Below are 21,668 nucleotides of genomic sequence, written 5' to 3' on the forward strand. Positions count from 1 at the left end.
CCCGCATATCATTCAGGCCGGCCTGCTCCGTAGTCCTTACCCAAAGACCTGCTAGACCGTCCCGCACACGTCGCAGTGAGGATTACGCGGCAGCTTCAATTGCCTGAATTCCATCGTCATCGCATCATAGATTATCAGTTTGCCCCGGGCAGGCTCGCCAAAGCCAGTGACGACCTTAATGCATTCCATGGCCTGTAGTGAGCCGATAACGCCGACTAAGGGCGCCATCACGCCGGACTCTGCGCAGGTCAGGCTCTGGTCGCCAAATAGCCTGCTGAGGCAGCGGTAACAGGGTTCCCCGGGTTGCCAGGTAAAAACGCTGACCTGACCCTCCATGCGGATGGCTGCGCCGGATATCAGCGGCACGCCGGTGGCGAAGCACAGCTTATTAAGCTGCTCGCGGGTAGTCACGTTATCGGTGCAGTCCAGCACCGCATCACATTCGGTTATCAGATTTGCCAGGCGGGCGTCATCGGCGGTTTCGGCTAACGGCGTCAATCGCACATTGGGATTGATGGCGGCGAGCGCCTGGCGCGCAGAGTCGACTTTTGGCAGGCCGACACGCGCATCGGTATGCAGAACCTGGCGCTGCAGATTGGACAGCGCCACCGTATCGAAATCCAGCAGCAATAAATGGCCTATGCCCGCCGCGGCAAGATATTGCGCCGCCGCCGAGCCCAGACCGCCGAGTCCGACCACCAGCACGCTGGATTGTTTAAGCTTCTCCTGGCCGTCGAAATCAAAACCGCGCAGCATAATCTGCCGGTTATAGCGCAGCATTTCATCATTAGTCAGCTCTGGGATCACTGCCGGCTCCTTTTCCATTACTGTTGCAATAGCGGATTAAAAGGCTCTATTTCGACCCAGTCGCCGGCCTTGACCGGGCCCTGTTCCGCCGCCAGTACGATAAAACAGTTGGCTGCGCTGAACGAACTGAAGACATGAGAGCCCTGATGGCCGGTGCTGGCGACCACCATCTCATCCCGCTCATTGCGATGGAAAATCCCGCGCTGGAAATCCATGCGACCGGGTTGCTTTTTTAATGGCGTCAGCGCCCTGGCACGTAGGCGGGTCGGTAAATGCCAACCCTGGCGGCCGGAAAGACGGGCGATAAGCGGCTGAACCAATTGATAAAACGTCACTGCCGCCGATACCGGGTTTCCAGGCAGCCCACAAAACCAGGCGGATCCCATGCGGCCAAAGGCAAACGGCTTACCGGGTTTGATGGCCAGTTTCCAAAAATTTATCTCGCCCCGTTCTTCAAGGATCGATTTGGTGTAGTCAGCCTCACCGACCGAAACCCCACCGCTGGTAATGATGAGATCGGCCGCCGCAGCCTGACTAAAGGCTTGGCGCAGAGCATCGGCATCATCAGGGATGATGCCCAGATCCAGTACTTCGCAACCCAGCTGTTCGAGCATCAGTCTGACGGCAAAACGGTTGGTATCGTGAATCTGTCCTTCGGCAAGGGCCGCGCCTATCGGCTGTAGTTCATCGCCGGTTGAGAACAGGGCCACTTTTAGCCGCCGCGTCACCTCGACCTCGGCGATACCCAGTGAAGCCAGCATCGGCAGTTCGGCAATCCCCAGTAATCTGCCAGCCTCAAACACCTTATCGCCCAGGTGAATATCATCGCCGATCCGACGAATATTCTGGCCAATGGCTACCGGTGCGACGAAGCGGACGCCTTGGTCAGTCGTTTCGGCCTGTTCCTGCATGATAACGGCTGCGGCGGAGGTCGGTACCGGCGCGCCGGTCATGATGCGCAGGGCCGTGCCTGACGGCCATTCACCGCTGTAAGGTCGGCCTGCAAAAGCCGTGCCGATCACCGGCAAGGTCCCATTGGAAGGTATGTCAACCGCCTGCAGCGCATAGCCATCCATCGCGGAATTATCAAAGGGCGGCACATTAACCGGCGAGACAATCGCTGTTGCGCTTATCCGGCCCATTGCCTGAGTGAGGCTTATCGTCTGATTATGTTCATTGGACAGGGGGCTGACGTGAGACAGCATTTTTTCCAGAGCCTGCTCCAGGGTGAGCAGCGGGGAGGATGACATAGGCGCTCCTTAAAAACCGGCAGTGAAAACTGAGCGGTAGGGTAGGCAACTTGGCTTTATTATGTCAGATAAAGCCAACGACGAAAAATCCCCTGCGCAGTTAGCCATTCATGTGCCTGTATTTTCATCAATAAAGCCCCGATGGCGTGAGTAATTTATCATCAGTTATTTCTGCTTTACAGTGGCGGTCGCGGCCCATATAGTCAAAATAGATAGCATGTTAATTTTATTACTACTTTTTTAACTATCTATATTGATTATTGGTATTAACGCTTTCGCTGAATGATCAGTAAAGCTGTTTTAGGGCCACGGTGAGAGGGTACTGACGCGGATGAGTAAACCAGTAATAGTTATCCATGGTGGCGCGGGCGCATTAACCCGATCGGCGATGAGTGCCGGTAAAGAACAGCGCTACTTGCAAGCCTTGAATGTGATAGTTACCCATGGACAGCACATCCTGGCCGACGGCGGCAGCGCGCTGGACGCGGTGACCGAAGCCGTGCGGCAGTTGGAAGAATGCCCGCTGTTCAATGCCGGCATCGGCTCGGTGTTTACCCACCAGGGCAGCCATGAACTGGATGCCAGCATCATGGATGGCGCTACCCTCGAGGCGGGTGCGGTATGCGGTGTGACGCGAGTGCGCAATCCTGTCCTGGCGGCCCGCGCGGTGATGCAACACAGTGAACATGTGATGTTCACCGGCCAGGGGGCGGAGGCATTCGCGCTTTCTCAGGGGCTGGAAGCGGTATCGCCTGCATTTTTTTCAACCGATGAACGCTACCGGCAATTACAACGGCTGCTGGCGGAACGGCAGGGCGCGATGCTTGACCACGACTCGGCAACGCTGGCTGTCGATCCGATAGATCCTGACCGTAAATTCGGCACGGTCGGCGCGGTAGCATGTGATGGCTTGGGAAATCTGGCCGCCGCTACATCGACCGGCGGGATGGTCAACAAGCAGGCCGGGCGGGTAGGGGATTCCCCGATCATCGGCGCTGGCTGCTACGCCGATAATGCGACCGCGGCAGTGTCCTGCACCGGCAGTGGTGAAGTTTTTATGCGTCGGGTCGCCGCTTATGACGTCGCGGCCATGATGGCCTATGGCGGACTTTCTCTCGCCGATGCCGCCCGGCGGGTTATTTTCGACAAAATTCCGTTGCTCGGTGGCTCCGGCGGACTGATCGCGGTAGATGCCCAGGGAAATGTTGCGCTGCCTTTTAACAGTGAAGGCATGTACCGGGGCGTCGGCTATGTCGGCTCAGTACCCGATATAGGGATTTACCGCTGATGGCATCGTCGGCCCCGGCCAGGGGGGAGGTGTCCGGCGGGCTGCTGTTGCCGACGGAACGGGTGTTGGACGTGCGATCCCTGAGCGTGGGTTTTAACCAGGAAGGCCAGCGGATTGAAGCGGTCAGGAATCTCTCATTTCATGTGGACCAAGGCGAAACCCTGGCCATCGTGGGTGAGTCCGGTTCCGGCAAATCAGTGACGTCGCTGGCACTGATGCGACTGGTTGAACAGGGGGGAGGCGACATCAGCGGCGGGGCGATGCTGTTCCGACCTCGCACTGGCAACGTCATTGATTTGGCCAGTGCCTCACCAGCGCGTTTACGCGCGCTGCGCGGCGCTGATATGGCGATGATATTCCAGGAACCGATGACCTCGCTCAACCCGGTCTTCCCAGTGGGCGAACAGATAGCTGAGTCCATACGGTTGCATCAGGGAAAAGATCACCGCAGCGCCCGCCGGGAAGCGCTGAGGATGCTGGATTTAGTACGTATTCCCGAGGCCCGCAATATACTGGATCGCTATCCTCATCAGCTCTCAGGCGGTATGCGACAGCGTGTCATGATCGCCATGGCATTATCCTGCCGCCCACAACTGCTGATTGCCGATGAGCCAACCACCGCGCTGGATGTGACTATCCAGGCACAGATTTTACAGCTTATTACCCTGCTGCAGCAGGAAATGCGGATGGCGGTCATTTTCATTACCCACGATATGGGCGTAGTGGCTGAAATGGCCGACCGGGTGCTGGTGATGTACCGAGGAGATAATGTCGAGTCCGCAGCGGTGGAAACCCTGTTTGCCGCTCCCCGCGAGCCCTATACCCGCGCTTTGCTGGCGGCGGTGCCGCGCCTGGGGTCTATGGCGAATACTGATTATCCGGCCAAGTTTCCCCAGGTCAATGTCGCAGCCGTTGGGACCCTTGAGGTCCCTGCCCTGGGGCAGGTCAGAGACGGACATATGGGCACGCCTGCCGCTCTGGCTTTGGGGCAAGATACCGTTGCCCCGGTGGGCACGCCTGCCGCCCCGGCTTTGGGGCAAGATACCGTTGCGCCCTTGGGCTCGGCGCCCATCCTGGAAGTGCGGGATTTGGTGACTCGATTCGATATCCGCAGCGGTATCTTGAATCGAGTCACTCGCCGCGTGCATGCGGTTGAAAAAGTCAGTTTCTCGCTTTATCCCGGAGAGACGCTGGCCCTGGTGGGCGAGTCCGGCTGCGGCAAGTCCACGACCGGCCGCTCATTGCTGAGGCTGGTGGACAGCCAGGGTGGCGAAATAATTTTCAACGGCAAACTGATCAATGGCTTGGCAGGAGCCGACCTGCAGCACCTACGGCGCGATATCCAGTTTATATTCCAGGATCCCTATGCATCGCTTGATCCGCGTATCACCGTTGGTTATTCGATCATGGAACCGCTGCTGATTCATCGGGTGATGTCAGGAAAAGAGGCTGAACAGCGCGTGTCTGATCTGCTGAAGCGCGTCGGCCTGCTGCCAGAGCATGCCCAACGCTATCCCCATGAATTTTCCGGCGGCCAGCGTCAGCGTATCTGCATCGCCAGGGCCCTGGCGCTGAATCCCAAAGTGGTGATTGCCGACGAGTCGGTATCGGCGCTGGATGTGTCTATCCAGGCGCAAATTATTAACCTGATGCTCGATCTGCAGCGCGAGTTGGGCATTGCTTTTCTATTTATTTCTCATGATATGGCGGTGGTGGAGCGTATCAGCCATCGAGTCGCGGTGATGTATCTGGGCCAGATTGTAGAAATCGGCCCGCGCCGCCAGCTGTTTGATAACCCCCAACATCCCTATACCCGAAAACTGATGTCTGCCGTGCCGGTCGCTGACCCGCTGCGGCGGCATCGCGAAATGGCATTACAGCTAGATGAAATACCCAGCCCCGTCCGGGCGCTGGGCAATGAGCCCATTGTCGCGCCGCTCGTTCAGGTCGGGGAGGGGCACTATGTCGCCCGTCATCCGGTCGGCGGCGCCTATTGAACGGTTATTCATGGAGAGTGTAGCGATATGATGCAGAAGAATAGTAAGCGTAACTGGTTAATTGCCACCGCAGTAGTGACCTCATTTGCCGCTGTGCCGGCCTGGGCCGCCAAGGATGCGGTTATCGCCGTCAATTCAAACTTCACCAGCCTCGACCCTTATGATGCCAATGATACCTTGTCGCAGGCGGTGGCTAAATCCTTCTACCAAGGATTGTTCGGCTTTGATAAGGATATGAAGCAAATCAATGTGCTGGCTGAAAGCTATGAGGCCAGCCCGGACGGGCTAACCTATACCATCAAGGTTCATCAGGGCGTTAAGTTCCAGGACGGCACCGATTTCAATGCCGAAGCGGTAAAGGTCAACCTGGATCGGGCCAGCAACCCGGATAACCGGCTGAAACGATATAACCTGTTCAAAATGATCGATAAAACCGAGGTCGTCGATCCCTATACGGTTAAAATAACCCTCAAACAGCCATTCTCCGCCTTCCTTAACAACCTGGCTCATCCGGCGGCGGCGATCATTTCACCGGCAGCGTTGAAAAAATATGGTAAGGAAATCGGCTTCCATCCGGTCGGTACCGGCCCTTATGAACTTGAAACCTGGAATCAGACCGATTTCGTCAAGGTAAAACGTTTTGATGGCTACTGGCAGCAAGACGCAGCCAAGCTCGACAGCATCACCTGGCGACCCGTGGTAGACAACAATACCCGCGCCGCTATGCTGCAGACCGGCGAGGCGAATGCCGCCTATCCGATCCCCTACGAGCAGGCCAAAGTGCTGGAGAAAAACAGTAAAATCGATCTGGTCGCGGCCCCATCGATTCTCCAACGGTATATCAGCTTTAACGTGACGCAAAAACCGTTCGATAATCTTAAAGTGCGCCAGGCGATTAACTATGCCATCAATAAAGAAGCGCTGGTCAAGGTCGCCTTTGCCGGCTATGCCGAACCAGCTCAGGGCCCGGTGCCGCAGGGTATCGACTATGCGGTGAAATACCAGCCCTGGCCTTATGATCCGGCCAAGGCGCGTGAGCTGTTGAAAGAAGCCGGCTACCCGAACGGTTTCACCACCACGCTATGGTCTTCCCATAATCACAGTACCGCGCAGAAAGTGCTGCAGTTCACCCAGCAACAGTTGGCCCAGGTCGGTATCAAGGTCACGGTTCTGGCGATGGATGCCGGTCAGCGCGCCGCCGAAGTTGAAGCCAAGGGGGTAAAAGAGACCGGAGTTAGACTGTTCTATACCGGCTGGTCAGCCTCCACCGGGGAGGCCGATTGGGCGCTGACGCCGCTGTTTGCCAGCCAGTCAGCACCGCCGGCGCTGTTTAACACCGCTTTTTACAGCAATCCACAGGTCGATAAAGATCTGGCCGATGCGCTGAAAACCACTGACCGGGCCGAAAAAACCCGTCTGTATAAAGATGCGCAGGACAAAATCTGGGCAGATGCCCCTTGGGCGTTCCTGGCTACCGAGAAATTACTGTATGCCCATGGTAAGAGCCTGACCGGCTTCTATGTGATGCCGGATACGTCGTTTGAATTCTCGCAGATTGACCTTAAATAACTCAGACCACGATGCTGAATTATTTTATCAAACGGCTGTTGGGGCTTGTTCCGACGCTGCTGATCGTCGCGGTACTGGTGTTTATGTTTGTACACCTGTTGCCCGGCGATCCGGCCCGCCTGGCGGCGGGACCGGAGGCGGATGCGTCAGTTATAGCGCTTATACGCCAGGATTTGGGGCTGGACCGGCCCCTGCCTGAGCAATTTGTTCATTTTATCGTTAATGCGCTACAGGGGGATTTCGGAAATTCATTGATTTCCAAGCGGCCGGTCAGCAGTGAAATCGCTTCCCGCTTCATGCCTACCCTGTGGCTTACCCTGTCCAGCATGATCTGGTCGGTGATTTTTGGCATGGCGCTGGGGATTATCTCGGCGGTATGGCGTAATCGCTGGCCCGATCGACTGGGAATGACGCTTGCCGTTTCGGGGATTTCCTTTCCGGCCTTTGCCCTGGGGATCCTGCTGATGCAGGTTTTCTCGGTTCAGCTTGGTTGGCTGCCGACAGTTGGAGCGGACACCCCCAGTCACTATCTACTGCCCTCTATAACCTTGGGAGCTGCGGTGGCGGCCATCATGGCGCGCTTTACCCGGGCCTCCTTTATCGAGGTTATGCAGGAAGATTATATGCGCACCGCTCGCGCCAAGGGCGTGCAGGAAAGCCGGGTCATCATCAAGCATGGCCTGCGCAACGCCATGATCCCGGTGATTACCATGATGGGACTGCAGTTTGGCTTTCTGCTGGGCGGGTCTATTGTGGTTGAGGTGGTGTTCAACTGGCCTGGCCTCGGCCGGTTGCTGGTGGACTCGGTCACCATGCGTGATTACCCGGTGATTCAGGCGGAAGTATTGCTGTTTTCACTGGAGTTTATCGTCATCAATTTGCTGGTGGATATGCTTTATGCCGCCATCAATCCTTCAATTCGATACAAGTAAGGAAGCGTGATGAAATTCTGGCGCAGAGAGGCGGCGATGGCGGCGATGCCGGTAATTGATCCGCATCGCGTGCGTACGCCCTGGCGTGAATTCTGGCGGCGATTCAAGCGGCAGCCGCTAGGCATGGCGGCAGGGGCATTTGTTATTCTGCTGATCGCGGCGGCTTTGCTGGCACCTTGGCTGGTGCCGTTCGATGCTGAAAACTATTTTGACTATGATCGGCTGAATGAAGGCCCGTCGCTGGTTCACTGGCTGGGTGTTGACTCGCTGGGGCGGGATATTTTCAGCCGTATCCTGATGGGCACCCGCATTTCCCTCGCCGCCGGCGTCTTTTCGGTCATACTCGGGATGGCGGTCGGCATCGTGCTGGGTCTGGTGGCGGGGTACTATGAAGGCTGGTGGGATCGTATCATCATGCGTATCTGCGACGTACTGTTCGCTTTCCCCGGTATCCTGCTGGCCATTGCGGTGGTGGCGATCATGGGGTCAGGCATGTCGAATGTGATTATTGCGGTGGCCATTTTCAGTATTCCGGCTTTCGCCAGGCTGGTGCGCGGCAATACCCTGGTACTTAAACACCAGACCTATATCGAATCGGCCAAAAGCATTGGCGCGCCTGACCGGACGATTATCTTCCGACATATCCTGCCCGGTACCCTGTCATCGATCGTGGTGTATTTTACCCTGCGTATCGGTACATCGATTATCACCGCTGCCAGTCTGTCATTTCTCGGATTGGGCGCACAGCCGCCAACGCCGGAATGGGGCGCTATGCTGAATGAAGCGCGCGCCGATATGGTCATTGCTCCGCATGTGGCCATTATGCCCAGCCTGGCGATATTTTTAACGGTGCTTGCTTTCAACCTGTTGGGCGACGGTCTGCGCGACGCCCTGGATCCGAAACTGAAGCATTAAGCCTTCAAAGTGGCATCACAGTGTTATCGGCTGCGATGCCTGCCCACCCCGACTACTTACCGTCCCAGGCATCAATAAGCGAAGCCCGTATTTTCAGTTTCCCCTGATTATCGGTCTTGAAGTACTGTTTGGACATCCCTCCTTCCCAATCACCATAGGAGGGATTAGGCAATACGATATATTTACGTCCGAATTCACGCTGATGGCGATTGACGAAATCGCGACGCTGCGTGTTCAGCTTATGATAATTTTCGCTGCTGAAATCATTCAGGTTATCGCCGACAAACACCACGATGTCATATCCCTGTTGTTCTACCGCGTTAAAACGCTGTTGTTTATCAGAGTTGCCGTTAATCGGTTTAAGCAGCAGAGTTTTACTGCTGACATCGGCGAATCCCAGGGCCTGCAGATTATCCAGCGTCGCGGTATAATCCTGCTGAGATCGATTGGAAACATAAAATATTTGCCCGCCATGATCTTTGATGAAATGAGAGAAGGAGACTGCTCCAGGCAGTGCCTTGGCTTCCCTGGCCTGGGTCCACTGGCTCCAGGTATCATCGGCAAACGGCTGGTTGCGCACGATTTGCCAGCCAGCATAAGCGCTGTTGTCTATCATCGTTTCATCCAGATCGACCACCACCGCTTTTTTCAGTCCGGGGCGTGCGTTGGCTGAAATAAACGCCGATTCTGCGGCGTTAAACGCCTGATATGCCAAGGCGCTAATCTCACCTGATTGCTGCATCCAGTTAACCGCTAGCACGGCTTGTTGGGAGAGTTTTGCCTGGCTGTTATCAGGGGAAACCGTCTGGTAATGCGGGGCGCAGGCGCCCAGCAGCAGGCTGAGGGCGATAACGGACAGGCGGCCGGAATACTTTTGCATATTGACTCCTTAGGGGAAACCACCGTGAACCGAAAATCGGTTCAAAGTTGCCATATTAAATAATAAATATGTTAATCAATTAATAACATGCAATTAATTAATAACAAAAGTTTAATATCTGCTGGCATCAAATCCGCTTTGTCAGAAAATGTAAAAGCCGTCTCGGCCGTTCGCATATCTGCTTATCCATTCCTACGCTTAGAAGGGTCTTTAAGGAGGGATACAGATGCGCTGGATCACACCCCTGATTTTTACGCTCGGCATGACCATCGCCGCAGCCCCGTCCGTCGCCGCTGAACCGGCGGCCGATGCCCGGAAAGTCCAGGTTGCGGTGTTGGTGGAAGGATTGGAAAATCCTTGGTCGCTGGCTTTCTTGCCCGGTACGCCGGCCATGCTTATTACCGAACGTCCAGGCAAACTGCGTCTGTGGCAGCCGGGGCAGAAGGTATCTGAACCGATCGAGGGGACGCCGGAAGTTTATCATCATGGTCAGGGCGGGTTATTTGATGTGGTGCTCGCGCCCGACTTTGAGCAGTCCCGCCGGATTTATCTTAGCTATGCCGAAAAAGGCGAAGGAGAAGAGGGGGCGGGTACCGCGGTAGGGTTCGGCAGGTTATCCGAAGACCACCGGCGGCTGAGTGATTTCAAGGTTATTTTTCGCCAGCGGCCTAAGCTATCATCGGGTGAGCATTTTGGCGGACGGCTGGCCTTTGATCGCCAGGGTATGCTGTATATTGCCCTGGGTGAAAATAACCGTCGGCCGACTGCGCAACAGCTGAACAAACATCAGGGCAAAATTGTGCGCCTTACCGCGGCAGGTGAAGTGCCGCCTGATAATCCGTTCGTCAACGATGAGAATGCCCGGCCTGAGATCTGGTCATACGGTATCCGTAATCCGCAGGGTTTGGCGGTCAACCCCTGGACCGGCGATATCTGGGAGAATGAGCATGGTCCGCGCGGCGGTGATGAGATAAATATCATTGCCCGCGGCGCTAACTATGGCTGGCCGATTGCCACTTATGGTATCAATTATTCCGGGCTCAAAATTCCCGAAGCCAAGGGCGAAATTGTTGAAGGCACCCGGCAGCCGGCCTGGTTCTGGCAACGCTCGCCCGCGGTCAGCGGGATGGCATTTTACGATGCCGATCGTTTTGGCGAATGGCGGCATTCGGTGTTTATCGGTGCGCTGAAGCAGAAAGTGTTGCTGCGTATGACCCTGGACGGCGATAAGGTGACTGGGGAACAGCGGCTGCTGGCCGATCGGAATGAGCGTATTCGAGATGTCCGAGTCGGCCCGGATGGTTACGTTTATGTACTGACGGATGAAAGCGACGGCAAATTATTAAAAGTGGGCCTGGCTACTCCCGGGGCGTAGAAACCGTTGGCAGCGCGCGGGGCAAGCCGTGCCCCCGCGCCTGACAAGATAATTACGACAAGGGCAGCATCACCCGGGTTTTAAATGCGGTTCGGCTGCTGACGCCGTCGTACCATTCCTGGAACCGGCCGCGTGGCTTGCGTTCGATAGCCAAGCTAAACCAGTTATAGGCCAGGCAGCCCATCGATATATCGCCGATGCCGAAATCGTTGCCGGAAAACCAGCTTTTTTTCTCCAGCGCGGTTTCAGCGATATCAAGCAGCCGTTCACATGCTTCGATGCCGGCGGCTACCGCTGCGCTATCGCGAAGCTTGGCCGGGGTCCTGACCAGATTGATAAAAACCGGCGTCAGGGCTGGCGCCAGTGAGGAGAGCGTCCAATCCATCCATTTCTCTGACTGGGCGCGGGTAGCGGCATCGTTCAACAGCCAGGTATCCTGGCCAAATCGGGCGGCGATATAGCGCACGATGGTATTGGACTCCCACAGCACCAGATCATTTTCATCATCTTGCATGCAAGGCACCAGTCCATTCGGATTCAATGATAAAAATAACGGTTCTTTAATTTTGCCGTACTGCCCACCGGCCTGTATTAAATTAAAGGCTAAATCCAGTTCGGCCGCGCACCATAATACTTTTTTTACATTAGTTGAGTTTTCACGACCCCAAATAGTTAACATTCACGCCTCATTCGATAAAAAAACCGCTAAAAATTAGCTATAGCTGGATTATACGCTTTTATATAGGCTAAAAGCGTATTAATCGCTTTTTGCAACGCGATTAAACAGATTTTTATTTCAAAAAAAATACATTATCAAATATTCACCATTATCCTGATGATAAGTATGATTTAATCATTAGGTTATGTTGCAGTGTGAAACTGCCTTTTGCCTACAGGAAAGTGTAAATCATGATATTAACTCATACGGCCCGTGGACTGCTGGCTGCCGGTCTTATTGCCTTCGGTTTGCAAATAGCTCAGGCTCAGGACGATGCCAAAACAATCGTGTTCGGCGTAGCGCCCGGCCCTTATGGCGATATGGTCAATCAGGCTATCAAGCCTGAACTGACCAAGAAAGGCTATAAAGTGGTGGTCAGGGAATTCAGTGATTATGTACAGCCGAATATGGCGCTGGCCAATGGCAGCATTGACGCCAATCTGTTCCAGCACACGCTGTATCTTGAGAAGTTCGCTGCGGATAAAAACCTCAAAGTCAGCGGCTTGATTATTGTGCCAACCGCAAGCATGGGTTTTTATTCCCGCAAATTAACCGCCATTAATCAGTTGAAAAAAGGCGATGTCGTCACTCTTTCCAATGATCCTACCAATCTGGCGCGCGGTCTGCGCTTTCTGGCAACGCTTGGGCTGATAAGCATCAAGCCCGATATCGACCCGACCAAAGCGTCCGAGCGCGACATTGCCGAGAATCCTCGCGGGATCGTGTTTAAACCGCTGGAAGCCGCCCAATTGCCGCGCACCCTTGACAGCGCTAGCGGCGCACTGGTCAACGGTAATTTTGCTTTTGCCGCCGGGCTAAAACTGTCTTCTGCACTGGCGCTGGAAACGCTTGATGAAAACCTGAAGAACGTTATTGCCGTGCGCACCGCAGACCTGAACCAACCCTTTGTCAAAGATATCAAGGCTGCCGTTGAATCGCCGGCGTATGCGGCGGTGATAAATGAGCCTAGCTCCGTATTCAGCCAATTCCAAAAACCCGCCTGGATGCAGGAAGCGGCCGCACCGGCCAAGCCTTAGTATCAGCCAGCCGCCCGCCAGGGCGGCAGTATGTAAATGACGTTTTCCAGGAGTTTGTGGGTCATGATTGAGTTACAAAAGATCTGTGTTGCTTTTCACCAAGGAAAGCAGCAGGGCTCTCTCGCGGTTGATGATGTCAGCCTTGCTATCAGCCAGGGTGAAGTTTACGGCATCGTCGGCGCCAGCGGCGCAGGCAAAAGCACCTTGTTGCGCACCATCAATCTACTGCAGCGGCCGACCGCGGGTACCGTAAAAGTCAATGGCGTTGCGGTAAGCGGCCTCACCGGTCGGGCGCTGCGTCAACAGCGACAGAAAATCGGTATGATTTTCCAGCATTTCAATCTGATGCATACCCGCACCGTTGCTGCCAATGTGGCTTTCAGCCTGCGCGCTGCCGGTAAATCAACCGCTGATATCGCCAGGAGAGTGCCGGAAATCCTGGCGCTGGTGGGACTGGCTGACAAAGCTGATGCCTATCCGGCTCAGCTCAGCGGCGGTCAGAAACAGCGTGTCGGTATCGCCCGCGCCATTGCCAATCAACCCGAGGTACTGCTGTGCGATGAGCCGACATCCGCGCTGGACCTTGATACATCCAGCGCCATTCTGCAGTTGCTTAAAGAGATTAACGCCCGTCTGGGAATAACCATCGTGCTTATTTCGCATGAGATGGCAGTGATAAAGTCCATTTGCGATCGGGTGGCGGTCATGAGCCGAGGCAGGGTGGTTGAAGAGGGCGATGTGTTCGATATTTTTGCCAACCCACGGCATGAATTTACCCGCCAACTGGTATCCCACACCTTGAACCTGGAGTTGCCTGCACGCCTGATGCAGGATTTGCAGGGAACCTTGCTGAAAATACTGTTTATCGGCCCCTCCGCCGAACAGCCGGTGCTGTCTGATGTCGCCACCCGCTTTGGCGTCTCGGTCAACATTCTTCATGGCAAAATTGAATATATCGGGTCGCGCGCACTCGGCTTATTGGTGGCCTTACTCACTCATCCGGATACCCCGGAGCGTATCACTGAAGCAGTGAACTATATCCGGGACAACACCGCTCGTGTGGAGGTACTGCATGGCTGATTTATGGCTTGATCTGGTGGCTGCCTTTGGCGAAACTTTTCAAATGGTAGGCATCGCCACGCTGTTTTCCATCATCGGCGGTCTGCCGCTGGGGTTCCTGATTTACGTTACCAGCCGTCACCTGTTCTGGCAAAACCGGTTTATTTACCTCACTGGCAGTATTTTGGTTAATATCATCCGCTCAATCCCCTTCGTTATCCTGTTGGTGATGCTGCTGCCGCTGACGCAATATCTGCTGGGCAACACCATTGGACCGATTGCCGCATCCGTACCGCTTTCGGTAGCGGCGATTGCTTTTTATGCCCGGCTGGTGGACGGCGCGCTGCGTGAAGTCGACCCCGGGATTATCGAAGCGGCAAAAGCCTTTGGCGCCAGTCCGCTGCGGATCATCTGTACCGTATTGCTGCCGGAAGCCATGGCCGGGCTGCTGCGCGGCCTGACTATTACCTTGGTGAGCTTGATTGGCTATTCCGCCATGGCAGGTATTGTCGGCGGCGGCGGGGTAGGCGATCTGGCGATTCGCTTTGGCTATTACCGCTATGAAACCAATGTCATGATCATCACCGTGGTGGCGCTTATTATTCTGGTACAGATCGTTCAGGTACTGGGCGATTGGCTGGCACAGCGTGCCGACCGGCGTGGACGTGGTTGACGATTCTGGAGGCGGGTTTCAGGCCTGCCTCAAGTGATAAAACCGAAAAAAGTGGAAAAATGCGTGTAATCCGGCAAAGTTGATTTGTGTCTAAAACAGATAAATCGTTAAGATATGAAACAAACCTGCTGACTTCAGATTTGAATCAGGTCGTTACACTCAATCCGCTACCGTGAGTAACGCGGTAACCATCACCGAATGGATACTCTGGCCACGTCATGAAGAAAACTCTGTCTTATACCAAGAACATCGTGCTCTCCGCTGGCACCCTAATCATCTTCACCACTCTGGGCGCAAGGGCTGACACACCGCCGGCCGCTCCACAGATTGATGCAAAAGCATTTATCCTGATCGACTATCAGAGCGGCAAGGTCCTGGCCGAGTCGAATGCCGACCAGCGTCTTGATCCGGCCAGCCTGACCAAGATCATGTCCAGCTATGTCATCGGTCAGGCGCTTAAAGTCGGCAAAATACACTCAGAGGATCAGGTCACTATCGGCAAAGATGCCTGGGCGACCGGCAATCCGGTGCTGCGCGGGTCGTCGTTGATGTTCCTCAAGCCAGGCGAGCAGGTCGTTTTGTCCCAGTTGAATAAAGGCATGGTCATCCAGTCCGGTAATGATGCCAGTATTGCACTGGCCGACTATGTCGCCGGCAGCCAGGATGCCTTTGTTAGCCTGATGAACCAATATGCCAAAGCGCTCGGGTTGGCCAATACCCATTTCCTCACGGTGCACGGCCTGGATGCCGAAGGCCAATACAGTACTGCTCGTGATATGGCCCTGCTTAGTCAGGCGCTGATCCGTGACGTGCCGGATGAATACGCTATTCATAAGGAAAAAGAGTTTACCTATAACCGCATCAAGCAGCCGAACCGCAATCGCCTGCTGTGGAACGGTAATCTGCAGGTCGACGGTGTTAAAACCGGCTATACCGACGGTGCGGGCCATAACCTGGTGGCTTCGGCGACCGACAACGGCATGCGGTTGATATCAGTGGTGCTCGGCGCGCCCACTGACGGCGTACGCTTTCGTGAAAGCGAAAAACTGCTGACCTGGGGTTTTCGTTTTTATGAGACGGTAACGCCAATCACCACCGATCGTGCTTTTACCCGTCAGAAAGTTTGGTTTGGCGATGCCGGCGAGGTCAATCTTGGGGTTGCCAAGAATGCGGCCGTCACACTGCCCAAAGGGCAACTGAAGAATTTGAAGGCCACCTTCACCCTGACTTCACCCCAGCTTGAGGCGCCACTGGCCTTGCATCAACAGGTGGGAACCATCGATTTTATGCTGGATGGCAAAGTGATTGAACAACGCCCGCTGGTGGTAATGGAAGCGGTAGAGAAAGGGAATTTTATCGGCAACATCTGGGATTGGATTGTATTAAAGGTAAAAGGACTGTTTGCTTCCGTTTGGGGTTAAACCAGAGCACCGGCGGATGCCGGTGCTTCAGTATATTCAACCCAGCAGCTTATACACAATGGCGCTCATCGCAACCAGGCCCATCAGCCAGACAAAGTAGTTACTGGCGACACCACGGTATTTCGCCATGGCCGGTACTTTGCTAATGGCATACATCGGCATCAGGAACAGCAGCATGGCGATGATTGGCCCGCCCAGGGTCTCTATCATGCCGAGAATGCTGGGATTAAGCGTAGCCACCGCCCATGAGGTTACCAACATGAACAGGGCCGTCAGTTTGTTGAGCAAACCGGCGCTCGGTTTCTTGCCATTTCTCTCCAGCGCGCTGGATATCAAGCCGGTAAAGCCTTCACTGGCGCCCAGATAATGGCCCAGAAACGATTTTGTGATGGCGACGAAAGCGATTATCGGCGCCAGCAGGGCGATGTACGGGTTGTCAAAATGGTTGGCCAGGTAGGAAAGAATAGAGATATTCTGTGCTTTGGCCTCAGCCAGGCTCGCAGGGGACAGACTCAGTACACAGCTGAACACGAAGAACATCACGGTCAGCACCATCATCAGATGGCTCACTGCCAGGATAGCGGAACATTTCTTCTCGGCCTGCGGGCCGTATTCATCACGTTTAGACATGGCGAAAGAGGAAATGATCGGCGAATGGTTGAATGAGAACACCATTACCGGCACCGCCAGCCACAGGACGCTGATAAGGCTGTTGCCCTCGTCTGCACCGGCAACCAGCGGGGCATCAAAAATCGCCGTCGTCCAGTAAGGCACCAGATAGAGCGCCAGGAATACCAGTACGGCGACAAAGGGGAACACCAGCATGCTCATGACTTTGACGATGACATCCCGGCCAAGGCTGATGATTGCCATCAGGCCGACAATCAGCACCAGCGCCAGCAGCGCGCGCGGCGGTGCCTGGCTACCCAATTGATGCGTTATGAAACTTTCAACGGTATTGGTGATGGCGACGCTGTAGACCAGCAGAATCGGATAAATTGCCATGAAGTAAAGAAAGGTGATCGCTTTACCTATTTTTTTGCCGAAATGCTCGCTGACCACATCGGTGATATCTTTACTTTCCAGGCTGCCTGATAATACAAACCGCGTCATGCCCCGGTGTGAATAATAGGTCATCGGAAAAGCCAGCACCGCCATTATCAGCAGCGGCAGCAACCCGCCGATGCCGGCATTGATTGGCAAAAACAACACGCCTGCGCCGATCGCCGTTCCGTAAAGCCCCAGCATCCAGACCATATCCGAATTGAGCCAGGTTCGCCCTGTTGCCGCTTTGGTTGCGGGGCAGGTGTTTGAATGAGCGTTATCCATTAAATCTCCGAAGCACATAGGTGTTTGCAGGCTTTAGCCATGAACATTGTTTATCTTTTCACCGCTTTTGATCTACAAGCGCGAGTTATGGCAGTTATGATTATTTTATGACCTTATTCAGTTCCAAGATAAGATCGACTGCAATCATAAAGATTTTACAGACAAGATTCATGTTTAAATTTGATTTTTTTGACAGAGATAACTTAATTATGAATTATCGCTTCAAGTAATAAAAGTGCCAATTAATAAGGGTAACGTGATTCACTCATCAGTTGAGTTAAATTTATGCAGAAGATCAGGCAAGGTAAATAAGAAGATAACTCATTAAATTTAAACAATAAAATTAATATCATATCGGTTGATAAAAATACTGAATGTTTGGCGTCGGGTAATGTCGCCGCTTTAGAATATTCAGTAAACATTTTGATAGGTGATCTATATACCTTACTGGGTGAAATAACATGCGTTACTGTGTATGAAGTTGTAATACCACGCCATGTGGTATTAAACCTAACACGTGTATATTAACTGAAAATTAATGCAATTTTGACGGGCTGATAATCATATGTTCGATGGCCTGGGCTAATAGGTAATACTATCAGCAATAATTGACAGCACGTTTAGCGCATAAAAAATGCAAACACCCAAGGCTGCAAGGAAGGAGCAATCATGCGGTGAGTGATGAAGCCAGCAGTATACTGCGGTGAACGTGGGGGCAGCGGATCAACCGATCATGGCGGGCGTAAGGACAGTGAGACAATAAAAAACCCGAACGTCTTGAACCTAAAAGGCGGGACGGTCGGGCTCCTCAATATGGGGACTTCAAAGAAAAGCAGTGGCGTAAATTCAGACTCTCACCCACAAAAAAAGTTCTGAGGGTGTTAAAAAAAATGTGTTTTTTTATGCTGTTGTTTGAGCAGACGCGCCAGGTAAACCGAACTGGATGAATTTATCGCTGAGTAATGGCTGCTTTTAATGCAATGATTAAAAATATTATTGGAAAAGATTTAACAAATAACACCGTCATCAGGCATGCCAGTGTAAGCCGGGCGCGGTCTGCAGCCAGAAGGGGATGATTAAAAAACTGCTGATGAATGACTGGCTTGTAAGATTAAATATAAGGCAGCTCAATGATTAATTTTTAGCTGGCCGCCGTGTGTATCATGAAATGTCATGGCTAATTAACAATTCAGCGACTTTTGCACTGCGGTCTCATAACCTATCTGTTACCAGCAACGTCTTGATATAAATAACTTTATAAAGTAACTTTACCCTCATGGGTATCTTGTCGCCTGTTGCTGGAGCTTAACCGGCAGTGGCCTATTTGCTGTGGGCAATGGTTTGTTCTGGCTAATCGGGCATAACGTCACCGCTTATTTGCCTGCTTTTTTTCATCGTCATATGTCAGAAGCAGGGACCAGCGATATTTATTTATTCTCATTTTTATTCTTTACATCATGTTACGACGAACTGCAGGCCAATGTAAGTATCGGTAATAATGAGGGGCGCTTATCACCATGATTAAACGACGTAATGCAGGCATCATCAGTTCTGCTGTACTTTTTGTGCTGGTATTCATCAGCCAGAAGAGTGGCCTCGCCCAATGGGATAACGCTGCTGCCACCGGTGCCGAATTAGGCTTGCTGCTGTTTATTCTGCCGGGCATGGCTGGAAGCATGCTGTCGGCGGAGCAGGGCGTCATCGGACCGATGTTGGGCGCCCTTTGCGCTACCCCCCTGTGCCTGTTGATGTTTTATCTGGCTCAGAGCGTGAACTATACGCTGTGGCATCAGTTGGCCTACCTGCTGAGCGCGGTATTTTGGTGCGGTTTTGGTGCCTTAAGCAGCTATTTTATCGTCAGGGTATTTAAACGTCCACTGCATTAGTTTGGCCCAGCGACCACAGACCAGCACTTGTTGGGAAGTGAACATCCGCACTAGAGGGTAAAAGTGGATGAGGAAAAGCGCAACGCCTTTGAAAAAAAGCGCAATGCCTTTGAAAAAAAGCGCAGCGCCTTGAGGAAAAGCGCAACGCCCTTTAAGGACACACCGGCCCTGAAAAGAGCGCTGCGGGCAGTAGCCATTTTATGCCTGATACAGGCTTAGATTTTCACGGGCGTAGGCTTCAAAGTCGGTATAACCACCTACATGTACCTGATCGAGAAAAATTTGCGGAACCGTCTCTACCGGCTTTCCTACCGTTTTGGACAGGTCGGCTTTGGAAATGCCTTCAGCATGGATATCAACGTAGCGGAAGGTAAAGTCATCCCGTTCAACAGTCAGTTTTTCAGCCAGCTCTTTAGCGCGCACACAATAAGGACAGCCCGGACGCCCGAAAATGACAGCAAACATAGTTACTCCTTTACACATGAATGTGAACCAATGAAACGACATGCAACTTATTATTCGTCTCTTGTTTAGCCTCACTATGCCTGCTGATAAGCAGAAAAAAAAGCAGATTATCCCTTTCGCTGTCATTCCCTGGGGCTATCAGCCTGCTGAACCGGTAGGGTAATCGCGGATACTGACCCCTTGGGCAGCAAAATACTCGACCGAACCGCACCTGCGGATTATTATAACTGTCCCTCAGTATGAGCATGCTCGAGCTACCCGTGAAAATTGCCCTGTTATCCCGTGACGGTTCGCTGTATTCCTGCCGCAAATTGCGCGAAGCCGCAGAGCTTCGTCATCATAGGGTGGATATTATTGATCCGCTTTCCTGCTATATGAATGTCAACTGCGACGCACCTTCTATCCATTATCGTGGTCAGCAGTTAGCCCATTATGATGCCGTCATTCCACGTATTGGTTCAGCCATCACTTTTTTTGGTACCGCCGTGCTGAGGCAATTTGAAATTCAGGGCAGTTTTGTTCTGAACGATTCCGCCGCGATTGCCCGTGCCCGCGACAAACTGCATTCCCTCCAGTTAATGGCACGCCAGGGGATCGGTCTGCCGGTGACCGGGTTTGCTGATTCACCGGATGATACCCGCGATTTGATTGATATGGTCGGTGGAGCGCCTCTGGTGGTCAAGCTGGTAGAAGGCACCCAGGGCATTGGGGTGGTGCTGGCGGAAACCCGCCAGGCGGCCGAGAGCGTCATTGATGCATTCCGGGGCCTCAAGGCCCAGTTCCTGGTCCAGGAATACATTCGCGAAGCCAGGGGCAAAGACATACGTTGTCTGGTTATCGGCGACCGGGTAGTGGCGACCATTGAGCGTCAGGCCAAAGAAGGCGATTTTCGCTCCAATCTTCACCGAGGCGGTACCGCGCGTCACGTAGCCATCACAGTCAAAGAGCGCGATGTGGCCATCAGGGCAGCAAAAACTCTGGGCCTGCAGGTGGCGGGGGTAGATATTTTGCGCGCCGAACGGGGGCCGTTGGTGATGGAGGTCAATGCATCACCTGGACTAGAGGGTATTGAAACCACCACCGGGATTGATATTGCCGGCATGATGATTGCTTATATCGAACAGCAGCAATCCGTCAACAGTCCCGCAACGGCATAGTGAGCCAGCCAGGTAGCGCCGGTGAGGCGCTGAGGACCTGGCCTGCAGTCCCTGTCTCGGTTGCCAGTCCGTGCCTGGCTCGCCAGCGGCCGACAAGCATCTTCATGCCCTATCAATCCATTTTCGGATTATCCTCTGGACCAGCGGCTAAAACCTTTTTAGCGGATAGCAGATGCCCAGCTTCGGTTAAAAATCAATATGATGTCATCAGGACATCGCCCGCTTAGGCGACCGAAGTCAGAAAGGCAGCGAGATAATCACGCTTTCGGTCGAATTTTGCCATTTTTGGACGTAGCGCTGGCTTTTAATATTCCGTAAGCTATGGCCCGTTTGCTGGATTATTACTTAAAGGTTGGTGGTTATGGATTCACTGGTAGTCCCGGATCTGGATATCCTCCGGCGTTGGCTGGAAAAGTTGAGTCTGTCGTTTTTCGAGTGCGATTCCTGTCAGGCATTGCATCTGCCGCATATGCAGAATTTCGACGGCATTTTCGATGCCAAAATTGATTTGATCGATAATGTCATCCTGTTTTCGGCATTGGCTGAAGTGCGGCCTACCGCGCTTATCGGCCTGGTGGGCGACTTGAGTCAGATCAATGCCAGTTCGCTGACTGTCAAGGCATTCATCGATATCCAGGATGATAACCTGCCAAAACTGGTTGCCTGTCAGGCATTAAGCATTGAAGTCGGCGTGACTTTCAGCCAGTTCCGCCATTTTATGACGCAGGCAGAAGAGCAGATTTCAATGCTGATTGTCGAGGCCCGGGCCAATGATTTGTTATTCCTCGGGGATGAAGAAGAGCCGACCACCGCTAAAATGTCGGTCCCGGTCATCCATTAACGGCTTACCGGCGGTTTCAAATCTGGTTGAATGTCCGGCGTGAGGCATTGCCGCGTCATATGCTGTCTT

The 21,668-nt window shown here is 53.4% G+C and carries 19 protein-coding genes; 13 read left to right on the forward strand and 6 right to left on the reverse strand.

Annotated elements, in window-relative coordinates; genetic code table 11:
- Nucleotides 1–51 precede the first annotated feature (51 nt).
- Together moeB and moeA are read right to left on the reverse strand one after the other, a co-directional pair.
- The gene (gene moeB, locus EDC52_RS08215) at nt 52–825 is read right to left on the reverse strand and encodes a molybdopterin-synthase adenylyltransferase MoeB (RefSeq protein ID WP_407924207.1); all 774 of its coding nucleotides are present in this window, start codon (nt 823–825) and stop codon (nt 52–54) included.
- Complete coding sequence (gene moeA / locus EDC52_RS08220; protein ID WP_131864851.1) at nt 825–2,057, reverse strand: molybdopterin molybdotransferase MoeA; 1,233 nt, start codon at nt 2,055–2,057, stop codon at nt 825–827. Before moeA ends, moeB begins: the two co-directional genes overlap by 1 nt.
- A gap of 331 nt (nt 2,058–2,388) precedes the next feature.
- Here moeA and EDC52_RS08225 point away from each other — a divergent pair, with 331 nt between their 5' ends.
- Genes EDC52_RS08225 through gsiD form a run of 5 tightly spaced genes read left to right on the forward strand, consistent with a single transcriptional unit; the run spans nt 2,389 to nt 8,758 of the window.
- Nucleotides 2,389–3,345, forward strand: coding sequence for an isoaspartyl peptidase/L-asparaginase family protein (locus EDC52_RS08225; RefSeq protein WP_131864852.1), 957 nt, complete (start codon nt 2,389–2,391; stop codon nt 3,343–3,345).
- On the forward strand, nt 3,345–5,342 hold the full coding sequence (locus EDC52_RS08230) for a dipeptide ABC transporter ATP-binding protein (RefSeq protein ID WP_131864853.1): 1,998 nt from the start codon (nt 3,345–3,347) through the stop codon (nt 5,340–5,342). Before EDC52_RS08225 ends, EDC52_RS08230 begins: the two co-directional genes overlap by 1 nt.
- A gap of 30 nt (nt 5,343–5,372) precedes the next feature.
- Entirely contained in the window at nt 5,373–6,911 is a 1,539-nt protein-coding gene (gene gsiB, locus EDC52_RS08235) for a glutathione ABC transporter substrate-binding protein GsiB (RefSeq protein WP_196237754.1), read from the forward strand.
- A gap of 11 nt (nt 6,912–6,922) precedes the next feature.
- Complete coding sequence (gsiC, locus tag EDC52_RS08240) at nt 6,923–7,843, forward strand: glutathione ABC transporter permease GsiC (protein ID WP_131864855.1); 921 nt, start codon at nt 6,923–6,925, stop codon at nt 7,841–7,843.
- A 9-nt stretch (nt 7,844–7,852) separates the two neighbouring features.
- Nucleotides 7,853–8,758, forward strand: a complete 906-nt coding sequence (gene gsiD / locus EDC52_RS08245; protein WP_131864856.1) for a glutathione ABC transporter permease GsiD — start codon at nt 7,853–7,855, stop codon at nt 8,756–8,758.
- Between the two features lie 52 nt (nt 8,759–8,810).
- On the opposite strand, the gene EDC52_RS08250 is transcribed toward gsiD, so the two are convergent.
- Nucleotides 8,811–9,638, reverse strand: a complete 828-nt coding sequence (locus EDC52_RS08250) for a 5'-nucleotidase, lipoprotein e(P4) family (protein WP_131864857.1) — start codon at nt 9,636–9,638, stop codon at nt 8,811–8,813.
- Between the two features lie 262 nt (nt 9,639–9,900).
- On the opposite strand from EDC52_RS08250, the gene EDC52_RS08255 reads away from it, so the two are divergent.
- Nucleotides 9,901–11,013 (forward strand): PQQ-dependent sugar dehydrogenase, encoded by a 1,113-nt coding sequence (locus EDC52_RS08255; protein WP_230468002.1) that lies wholly within the window; start codon nt 9,901–9,903, stop codon nt 11,011–11,013.
- 52 nt (nt 11,014–11,065) lie between these two features.
- Here the strand turns inward: EDC52_RS08255 and EDC52_RS08260 are convergent, their stop codons facing one another.
- Nucleotides 11,066–11,692, reverse strand: coding sequence for a glutathione S-transferase family protein (locus EDC52_RS08260; protein ID WP_131864859.1), 627 nt, complete (start codon nt 11,690–11,692; stop codon nt 11,066–11,068).
- A 230-nt stretch (nt 11,693–11,922) separates the two neighbouring features.
- On the opposite strand from EDC52_RS08260, the gene EDC52_RS08265 reads away from it, so the two are divergent.
- From EDC52_RS08265 to EDC52_RS08280, 4 genes are all read left to right on the forward strand, one after another.
- On the forward strand, nt 11,923–12,768 hold the full coding sequence (locus EDC52_RS08265) for a MetQ/NlpA family ABC transporter substrate-binding protein (RefSeq protein WP_131864860.1): 846 nt from the start codon (nt 11,923–11,925) through the stop codon (nt 12,766–12,768).
- Nucleotides 12,769–12,831: 63 nt separating this feature from the next.
- Entirely contained in the window at nt 12,832–13,848 is a 1,017-nt protein-coding gene (locus EDC52_RS08270; protein ID WP_131864861.1) for a methionine ABC transporter ATP-binding protein, read from the forward strand.
- A complete protein-coding gene (locus EDC52_RS08275) occupies nt 13,841–14,500 on the forward strand; it encodes a methionine ABC transporter permease (protein ID WP_131864862.1) in 660 nt (219 codons plus the stop codon). Before EDC52_RS08270 ends, EDC52_RS08275 begins: the two co-directional genes overlap by 8 nt.
- A gap of 218 nt (nt 14,501–14,718) precedes the next feature.
- On the forward strand, nt 14,719–15,921 hold the full coding sequence (locus tag EDC52_RS08280) for a serine hydrolase (RefSeq protein ID WP_131864863.1): 1,203 nt from the start codon (nt 14,719–14,721) through the stop codon (nt 15,919–15,921).
- A gap of 36 nt (nt 15,922–15,957) precedes the next feature.
- Here the strand turns inward: EDC52_RS08280 and EDC52_RS08285 are convergent, their stop codons facing one another.
- Nucleotides 15,958–17,250, reverse strand: a complete 1,293-nt coding sequence (locus tag EDC52_RS08285) for a serine/threonine transporter (protein ID WP_131864864.1) — start codon at nt 17,248–17,250, stop codon at nt 15,958–15,960.
- Nucleotides 17,251–18,767: 1,517 nt separating this feature from the next.
- On the opposite strand from EDC52_RS08285, the gene ybjM reads away from it, so the two are divergent.
- Complete coding sequence (gene ybjM, locus EDC52_RS08290; protein WP_131864865.1) at nt 18,768–19,136, forward strand: inner membrane protein YbjM; 369 nt, start codon at nt 18,768–18,770, stop codon at nt 19,134–19,136.
- 198 nt (nt 19,137–19,334) lie between these two features.
- On the opposite strand, the gene EDC52_RS08295 is transcribed toward ybjM, so the two are convergent.
- Nucleotides 19,335–19,601 (reverse strand): GrxA family glutaredoxin, encoded by a 267-nt coding sequence (locus EDC52_RS08295; RefSeq protein ID WP_131864866.1) that lies wholly within the window; start codon nt 19,599–19,601, stop codon nt 19,335–19,337.
- A 260-nt stretch (nt 19,602–19,861) separates the two neighbouring features.
- Between EDC52_RS08295 and rimK the strand changes: the two genes are divergently transcribed.
- Entirely contained in the window at nt 19,862–20,758 is an 897-nt protein-coding gene (rimK, locus tag EDC52_RS08300) for a 30S ribosomal protein S6--L-glutamate ligase (protein WP_131864867.1), read from the forward strand.
- A 361-nt stretch (nt 20,759–21,119) separates the two neighbouring features.
- Nucleotides 21,120–21,599 carry a type III secretion system chaperone family protein gene (locus tag EDC52_RS08305; protein WP_131864868.1) on the forward strand — a complete coding sequence of 160 codons (480 nt, stop codon included), beginning with the start codon at nt 21,120–21,122 and terminating at the stop codon, nt 21,597–21,599.
- Nucleotides 21,600–21,668 lie beyond the last annotated feature (69 nt).

Source organism: Biostraticola tofi, assembly GCF_004343195.1.
Taxonomy (GTDB): Bacteria; Pseudomonadota; Gammaproteobacteria; order Enterobacterales; family Enterobacteriaceae; genus Biostraticola; species Biostraticola tofi.